The sequence below is a fragment of the Vibrio sp. V03_P4A6T147 genome, from assembly GCF_002241085.1.
In the GTDB taxonomy this organism is placed as follows: domain Bacteria; phylum Pseudomonadota; class Gammaproteobacteria; order Enterobacterales; family Vibrionaceae; genus Vibrio; species Vibrio anguillarum.
Genome location: NZ_NDIO01000065.1, coordinates 1 through 8,079 on the forward strand (window position 1 = coordinate 1; position 8,079 = coordinate 8,079).

Annotated in this window: 7 protein-coding genes and 2 tRNA genes; 4 read left to right on the top strand and 5 right to left on the bottom strand. The window is 44.7% G+C overall.

Annotation, left to right across the window (positions count from 1 at the left end; genetic code table 11):
- The 3 genes from B9J84_RS02280 to B9J84_RS02290 all read right to left on the bottom strand — a co-directional run.
- Positions 1 to 202: TetR/AcrR family transcriptional regulator (locus tag B9J84_RS02280; protein WP_143698825.1), on the bottom strand; the 202-nt coding region annotated here is incomplete at its 3' end.
- 123 nt (positions 203 to 325) lie between these two features.
- Positions 326 to 1,330 (bottom strand): low-specificity L-threonine aldolase, encoded by a 1,005-nt coding sequence (gene ltaE / locus B9J84_RS02285; protein WP_094123445.1) that lies wholly within the window; start codon positions 1,328 to 1,330, stop codon positions 326 to 328.
- Positions 1,331 to 1,439: 109 nt separating this feature from the next.
- Complete coding sequence (locus tag B9J84_RS02290) at positions 1,440 to 1,955, bottom strand: NUDIX hydrolase (protein WP_017048791.1); 516 nt, start codon at positions 1,953 to 1,955, stop codon at positions 1,440 to 1,442.
- A gap of 277 nt (positions 1,956 to 2,232) precedes the next feature.
- Between B9J84_RS02290 and B9J84_RS02295 the strand changes: the two genes are divergently transcribed.
- From B9J84_RS02295 to B9J84_RS02310, 4 genes are all read left to right on the top strand, one after another.
- Positions 2,233 to 3,891 (top strand): ATPase RavA domain-containing protein, encoded by a 1,659-nt coding sequence (locus tag B9J84_RS02295; RefSeq protein ID WP_094123446.1) that lies wholly within the window; start codon positions 2,233 to 2,235, stop codon positions 3,889 to 3,891.
- A 9-nt stretch (positions 3,892 to 3,900) separates the two neighbouring features.
- Positions 3,901 to 5,346: an ATPase RavA stimulator ViaA gene (gene viaA, locus B9J84_RS02300; RefSeq protein WP_019283198.1), complete on the top strand. Its 1,446-nt coding sequence runs from the start codon at positions 3,901 to 3,903 to the stop codon at positions 5,344 to 5,346.
- A 346-nt stretch (positions 5,347 to 5,692) separates the two neighbouring features.
- Positions 5,693 to 5,779 (top strand) — tRNA-Leu (locus B9J84_RS02305).
- 37 nt (positions 5,780 to 5,816) lie between these two features.
- A tRNA-Cys gene (locus tag B9J84_RS02310) sits at positions 5,817 to 5,890 on the top strand.
- Positions 5,891 to 6,021: 131 nt separating this feature from the next.
- Here the strand turns inward: B9J84_RS02310 and choV are convergent.
- Positions 6,022 to 7,209, bottom strand: coding sequence for a choline ABC transporter ATP-binding protein (gene choV, locus B9J84_RS02315; protein ID WP_094123447.1), 1,188 nt, complete (start codon positions 7,207 to 7,209; stop codon positions 6,022 to 6,024).
- 2 nt (positions 7,210 to 7,211) lie between these two features.
- A complete protein-coding gene (gene choW, locus B9J84_RS02320; protein ID WP_017048787.1) occupies positions 7,212 to 8,060 on the bottom strand; it encodes a choline ABC transporter permease subunit in 849 nt (282 codons plus the stop codon).
- Between the last annotated feature and the right edge of the window lie 19 nt (positions 8,061 to 8,079).

Genomic DNA, 8,079 nt, shown 5'->3' on the forward strand with positions numbered 1-8,079 from the left:
CGCTGATACTGCGCCATATTTGCTCTTTACTACCGAAATGATGACGCAGCAAACTGTGCGAAACCCCAGCTTTTTCGCTGATCGTTCGTAATGACACTCGTGCATAACCTAGCTCGCAAAACAGATCCGCAGCGACCACTAGAATGTCTCTTTTGGTTTTTTGGGCATCAGTGGCACTTCGGCGGCCTTGTCTTTTGGTCATTTTTTAACTCGTCTCATTTTTTAACGAGCGCAGTTGTACCAGATTTGAGAGGTAGTTTCACGGAAAAAACGCTTTGGCAGTCATAACCGATGATAAGGTTATGACTGCACAATGTTAATTGGATCAGAGATAAAGGGAGAGTTTGCTGATTAGAAAATCAATATCATCGTGTGAGACGTCTTTATGGGTCACAAAACGTACCGGATTGCCTGGCGAAACTTTTATTCCATCTTGCGCCAACTGATTGGTAATTGTATGGATATCGATAGAATCAGCTAATTTGGCAAATACGATGTTAGTTTGCACTAAATCTGGATTGACGGAAAACCCGTTTAAGTCCGCTAATTTGCGCGCTAAATATTGGGCATTGTCGTGATCAGTCTTCAGCTGAGTGACTTGTTCAGTCAATGCAAGATGGCCTGCTGCGGCCAAAATGCCGGCTTGACGCATGCCGCCACCGAGCATTTTTCTTAAACGTCGAGCCTTGGCAATGTAGGTTTTTGAACCCAACAGCAGCGAGCCGATAGGAGCGGAAAGCCCTTTAGATAAACAGACCGTCATTGAGTCAAAGTATTGCGCAATCTCTTTAACATCCACATCCAGCGCTACAGCGGCGTTGTATACGCGCGCGCCATCTAAATGCAGTGCCAAATGGTGTTGATCAACAAACGCTCGCGCTTGCGCTAAATAGGCGAGTGGTAGAACTTTGCCATTGATGGTGTTTTCAAGGCTAAGTAGTCGCGTGCGAGCAAAGTGGGCATCATCAGGTTTAATGGCCGCGCGCAGTTTATCGAAGTCTAACGTGCCATCAGGGTTATTTTCGATTGGCTGCGGCTGAATAGAGCCAAGAACCGCGGCGCCCCCAGCTTCATATTTGTAGTTGTGCGCTTGTTGGCCACACAGGTACTCATCGCCACGCTCACAATGTGACATTAAACCCAGCAGGTTGGCTTGTGTGCCTGACGTGGTAAATAGCGCCGCTTCAAAACCGTGTCGCTGCGCGGCCCACTCTTCTAAGGCGTTGACGGTTGGGTCATCGCCATACACATCATCACCCACGTCGGCATTAGCCATTGCTTCACGCATCGCGGCGGTGGGTTTAGTAACGGTATCTGATCGAAAATCCATATAATCTCCTCATGCGTTTTTCTATTTTTGCTAGAAGCATTTTCACTTCAATGCTTATCTGTGCTTGTGCTTTATTGATAACTAAGCACTTTATCGATAGCTAAGTATTTTATAGATAGCCACACAGCTTCGCCTTACTTAGGCAGGCAATAGTTTTTGAATCTGTGATTTGCCCAGTGATGATTTTTTGCTCCAATTCCTGGATCGAAAGCGTCACCACCTCAATGACTTCATCATCGTCGCATGATAATCGTGCAGTTTTGCTCAACTGTTTAGCGACAAACAGGTGCTGTATTTCGTCACAAAATCCAGCTAATGGTGTGACTTGCCCTAAAGTGATCAGCTCACTTGCACTGTACCCTGTCTCTTCTTCAAGCTCACGGTGCGCGCATTCGGCTGGAAGCTCCCCCTTTTCTAAAGTGCCTGCTGGGAGCTCTAACAACCACTTTTTGAGTGAGGGGCGAAACTGATTAATCAGAATAATATCGCCTTGTTCTGTGATCGGCAAAATCACGGCCGCGCCCGGATGGACTATGGTGGTGTGCTCAATGCTTTTGCCGGTAGGAAGGGTTACATCCTCTTGCACTAATGAAATGGTTTTCCATGTATGTATGGTTTTGCTCATGCAAACTCTTCTTTAATTGTGGCTAGCCAATGACTGATATGGTGATAAGGGTTCAACCTTACCGAGAATCTGTGGCTAAGACAAAGTAAAACGATAACCTAAGTATCAATATTGCTTGCACAATCAGTGATGTCAGTCTCATATATGCAAACATTGATTTCGAAGAATTTCACAGAAAAGAGATCTGCTATAAGTGGGCGCTTATACTAAAATCTATTTGTAACAAAACAATAACAGTCGTATAAAGTTATGTATACAAACCATTTGGAGCGCTTAAGTGATCAATTTTACTCCTGCATCTCATGCGCAAAAAGCGCTACTTTCAGAGCGCATAAATAAGCTTGCTAAGGCTTTATCGGATGGTGTTTATGAGCGTGAAGACACCATCAAACTTTGTCTACTGGCTGCTTTAGCGGGGGAAAGTGTTTTCCTACTCGGCCCTCCTGGTATTGCAAAAAGTTTGATTGCGAAACGTCTGATCCAAGCCTTCGATAACAGCAGTTATTTTGAATACCTCATGACGCGTTTCTCAACACCAGAAGAGGTATTTGGTCCATTAAGCATTCAAGAATTAAAAGATAATGGGCGCTATGTTCGCCTAACCAAAGGCTATCTTCCTACCGCACAAGTGGTTTTTCTTGATGAAATTTGGAAAGCAGGCCCCGCCATTTTGAACACCTTATTAACGGTTGTGAATGAAAAAACCTTCAAAAATGGGAGCGATATTGAATGTGTACCAATGCGTCTTCTGGTTTCGGCATCGAACGAATTACCGGATGAAGAGAGTGGTTTAGATGCCTTGTACGATCGCATGTTAGTGCGTGTGTTTGTCAACCGTATTCAAAATAAGCAGAATTTCAAATCGATGCTGACTGTCGGTACGCCACAAGAAGCGCGCATCCCTGAAGGGCTTGCGATTACCGATGAAGAGTACCACTCATGGCAGCGACAACTTGACGATTTACTGTTGACAGATGATGTGTTTGAAAAGTTATTTGAGCTGAAAAACATGCTAGAGCATGCCGTTGAAAATCAGCCCGCTGCGGCAAGTATTGATATGTACGTTTCAGATCGTCGTTGGAAAAAAGCGGTGAAGCTGCTCAAAGCGAGTGCGTTTTTTAATGGCCGCGACTCAATCAACCCGCTTGATTTACTGCTGCTGCAAGATTGTCTTTGGAATAGCCCCGATTCTCGCGATATTGTGCGCCGCGTTATACGCGACTTTGCGTTGAAACATGCTTTTGACCAACAAGAAGTTGAACATCAAATCGTAGTGTGTCGTGAAGAGCTGGCTGAGATTCAAGAAGAGCTAGAGTCTGAATTTGGCATGTTGCTCTCGCTGGAAACATCATCGGGTTTGATTAAAAAGCAAGTGCATCAGTTTGATACCAAATCGGCAAAAACCTATCAGGTAGGCACCGCTCATGACTTGGTCAAATTGGTATTGCTGCAAAGCAATATGTCCGTCTCTGAGGCCGAAAAAGGCGATAGCCGCTGGGTTTATGTGCCTAAAAGCGAGCTTGAAAGAACGATCAAAGAGGGGCATGGCGATGTGTATGGTTATGTGAATCAAAATACCAATTTGTGCCGTTTAAGATTTGATTTAGATGCTGGTAATAACCTCGTTCTGAAAGATATTGCTAATCGCTCGGTGTTGGTGAGTTTGGTGACTGAGCAAGGTTTAGACGAAAGTCTTTATCAAGAGTGGCTTACGAAAGCGGATCAAGCCGTTGCACAGTTGCAACATGCCGAACACCATTTGCGTAAAGTGCGTTCTAAGTTTCACGGCGCTTTGCCGCATAACTTCATTGATCCGGAGTTGCCCACCGCTATGGAAGCGACGCTGCAGCATCTGCAGCAATTACTTGAATCGACTCATACCGAATGCGAAAAAACGGTGCTTCGTTTTAAAAACCTAAACCAGTTTTTTGCGTAAGGAGAGAAGATGCTTGGTGCCGATGGTTTAAATTTAGCGTTAATGATTGCCGATTCGGGAATCATTGATACGGCAGTGAATGATTTGCTTGCGCGCTCGCAAGTGATGATGATGGCTGAAAACCGCGGCGTGGCGAATTCAGTTAAAAATCACCTAACTAAGTGGCGTGGTAGTGTCAAAAAACGCATTACAAAAGTGTGTGAAACTGAGCGTTTTCAACAAGAGCTGACCTTATACCAAGAAGTAATTCACTGGGATGAAGAGACCTTCTTTACCCGGATTAACGAGATAATCAAACAGTTGGAATGGCACTCAGCATTTTATCTCCAAGCACGTCGTTTAATCGAAAAAAACAAGGGGTTGCATAACCCCATGTTCCCTCATTTCTTTTGTGACCAATGGTATCAAAGCCTTTGCCATGCGATTAAACAAGCGCAAATCAACGAACTTGAAAGTAACAAAGAAAAAGTGTTGGCCGATTTGTACCAGCGTATGGAAACCATGAAAAACATGGATAAAGTCACGGAATCGGGTGATGAAAGCAGCGTCGGTCGCTTGTGGGATATGGCATCGGCGAAGCTCAGTAAAACAGACATTAGTGTCATGAAACGCCATGCGGAATTTTTGAAAAAGAACAAAGGATTGCAAGAGATTGCTGAACAGCTTGGGCGCATGGCTGGCGAAGTAGATGACCCGGATCTCAACCGTACTCCAGCCGAAGCGCTGCAAATGGTGGAGGAAAAATCGGACGAAGCGACGGATGACATCGTCGGCATCCACGAAAGTGATGATCTGAACAAACTGCTACCCAACGAAACCATGTTTCTTGCCTATCCTGAACTTGAGGTGGTTTTCTACAAGCATTTAGTGGATAAGCGCTTGATGAACTATCGCATGCAAGGCAAGTCTCGCACCTTGCGTAAAGTCAAAGCGTACCAACCAGAGCACAAACAGTTTGAGATTGAAAAAGGGCCGTTCATCGTATGTGTGGACGCTTCTGGTTCCATGAGTGGTTTCCCAGAACAGTGTGCAAAAGCGATGGCTTATGCTCTGATGCAGATCGCGCTTGCTGAGAGGCGCGAGTGCTACGTGATGCTGTTTTCTACTCAGCAAATTACCTATGAGCTGACCAAGCAAGATGGCTTGCGTGAAGCGAGTGATTTTTTAAGTTATTCATTTCACGGCGGAACGGATTTAGACCCTGTGCTAGAACAATCGGTTGAACTGATGAACAGTGACAAATACCGCAATGCAGATTTGGTCGTATTGTCGGATTTCATCGCACCTAAACCGCCGGAAGCTCTGCTAGAAAAAATCGCGACCTTAAAACATCAAAAAAATCGTTTCCATGCGGTGAGTTTGTCTCGCTATGGTAATCCACAGTTGATGGCGATGTTTGATCACTGCTGGGCATACCATCCTAATCTCGTCGGGCGACTGATGAAAAAATGGTAACGATCACTTGATAAAAACTGATGGATTGTTGCTCTAATTGTTCGCCTTCTATCCTTTGCGGGTCGATTCTTAGTCACTTGATTCATAAGTGGAAAATTTATTGTTGACTCATTTTCTTAATCCGTTAAAGTACGCCTCGTTCTCACGGCAAAGCTCGAAAGAACAATATCAGGAGTTAGTTGCTCAGCAAGATGAGCAAAGTTATTAAAAGCTGCAAAGCAATGTTGAATAACAAATGTTGTTAATAACCAAATGTTATTAATAATAAAGCTAGCGAATGTACTTCAAAAAATTTTCGATGGTGTGTAACTGATTCAGTTGACGGCATCGCAATCCAGAATTGCGTGCCCTGGTGGTGAAATTGGTAGACACAAGGGATTTAAAATCCCTCGACTTTCGAGTCGTGCCGGTTCAAGTCCGGCCCGGGGCACCATCTATTCTTTGCTCATTAAGAGCAACAAAAAATTAAAGGCGCGATGGCAGACTGGTTATGCAGCGGATTGCAAATCCGTGGACCTCGGTTCGACTCCGGGTCGCGCCTCCAAAAACAAAAAAGACGCTTTTTAGCGTCTTTTTTTGATCTATGTGATTAAGAATCAACAGCCTGCTTAGAAAATAACGCCATCGGTATGATGGCGTTAACATGACATTGACAGCAATGTACAGAGGTGAGTGTTAAGCCGCCTTTTCGGTTTGATAATCTCCCAGTAGGGCACTGTAAATTTCTTGGTCGCTTAAGACGCCGACGAGCTGATTATTTTCCATCAGAAGAATCGGATTTTGAGTTCGATGTTTCAACTCAATCGCGCTACGCATATCAATATCAGGTGTTGTAATGATCATCATCGATGAATCAATGTTCGACATATCGCTGACTTGGGTATCCCAGTGGATAAGAGCGGTCGACGTTGCTCCATATAGTGTCAGAGTTTTATCATGTTGTGCGACCCAAACATCCTGTTTTTTGCAGACCTGCCAACGTTCGTCTTGTTGTTTTAACTGTTCGATGGGCTGCATTAACGAACGTCCTTTTAGTACGTTAAGAGGGTTAGTGTGTGCCACGAACTCTTTGACGTAGTCCGTTTTGGGTGTAAGGACAATTTCTTCTGGCTTACCGTGCTGAATCAGTTTTCCTGACTCCATAATCGCGATGTTATTGCCTATTTTTAGTGCTTCATCTAAGTCGTGGCTAACAAATAAGATGGTTTTGTTGAGTTTGCTTTGTAGATCTAATAACTCATCTTGCAGTTGCGCACGAATCAGCGGATCAAGTGCTGAGAACGGTTCATCCATTAACAGGATGTCACTGTCCATTGCAAAAGCACGTGCTAAACCGACACGTTGCTGCATGCCGCCAGAAAGTTCGTGGGGGAATTTATCTTCCCATTCAGCAAGGCCAACCATTGTTAGCTGAGCACGAGCATGTTGGTGGCGTTTTTTCTTACTCATTCCTTGCATTTCTAAGCCAAACGCCACGTTATCTAAAACCGATAACCAAGGCATAAGGGCAAACTTTTGAAACACCATCGAGACACGATTTGTTCTTAAATGCTGAAGCGTTGCTTTATCACAGTTGGCAAGGTCAACAAAGCGTTTGCCATCTTTTAATTCTAATGATCCCCGGCTGATGGTATTCAAGCCATTCACCGCGCGTAGCAAGCTCGATTTCCCTGAACCAGACAGCCCCATCAAGACGCAAATCTCGCCTTCTTTAACAGTAAGGCTGACATTGTTTACCCCTACGACTTGACCGCAGGCATCGATAATCTCTTGGCGAGATTCACCCGCGTCGAGTCGTTGCAGTGCTTCATTTGGGTTCTGACCAAAGATAACATCGAGGTTTTTAATGGTAATTGCGTCCATGATTATGCGTCCTTATTATTTTGATGTGGGGTTTTGCATAAACGATCAAGAATGATGGCGACTAAAACGATGGCTAAACCAGCTTCAAAACCTTGAGAAATATTGACGGTGTTGAGTGCACGAATCACGGGTTTGCCAAGGCCGTCAGCACCAACTAAGGCGGCAATCACAACCATTGAGAGTGATAACATAATGCACTGAGTGATCCCTGCCATTATGCTGGGTAGCGCTGCTGGCAACTCCACTTTGAGCAGTAAGTTCATACGACTAGAGCCGAATGCTTTACCCGCTTCAACTAACTCTTCCGGTACTTTAGTAATCCCAAGATAGGTGAGGCGAATGGGGGCGGCGATGGCAAAGATAATGGTCGAAATGAGCCCCGGAACAATACCCAAACCGAACAGAACTAGCGTTGGAATGAGGTAAACAAAGGTAGGCACGGTTTGCATTAAGTCAAGAATTGGGCGCATCAGCGTATAAAGCCATGGTCGATGCGCGGCGATAATGCCCAATGGTACGCCAATTAATACGGAAATCGTTGTCGCGGCAAACACCAAGACAAAGGTTTCCAGCATTTCTTGCCAGTAGCCAAGGTTTAGAATAAGCAGTAGGGCAGCAATAACAAATACCACCAATGAAATCTGACGATGCAGATACCATGCAATGGCTGCGGTGACTAAAATCGGCACGGCAGGGGGCATCCATTTAAACACATCAACTAAAGATAAAATGATGGTCTCAAGTAAGTAGGAAACAGTATCAAAAAATGTGGCTGCATGGATGGTCAGCCAGTCAACGCCACTTTCCATCCAACGACCTAAGGGGATTTTGTTCTCTGTAATAAAATTCACGGTATAGCCTTTTGGAAGG

Coding starts and splice junctions, on each gene's coding strand:
- ltaE (WP_094123445.1), bottom strand. CDS start 1,330: ATGGATTTTCGATCAGATACCGTTACTAAACCCACCGCCGCGATGCGT.
- B9J84_RS02290 (WP_017048791.1), bottom strand. CDS start 1,955: ATGAGCAAAACCATACATACATGGAAAACCATTTCATTAGTGCAAGAG.
- viaA (WP_019283198.1), top strand. CDS start 3,901: ATGCTTGGTGCCGATGGTTTAAATTTAGCGTTAATGATTGCCGATTCG.
- choV (WP_094123447.1), bottom strand. CDS start 7,209: ATGGACGCAATTACCATTAAAAACCTCGATGTTATCTTTGGTCAGAAC.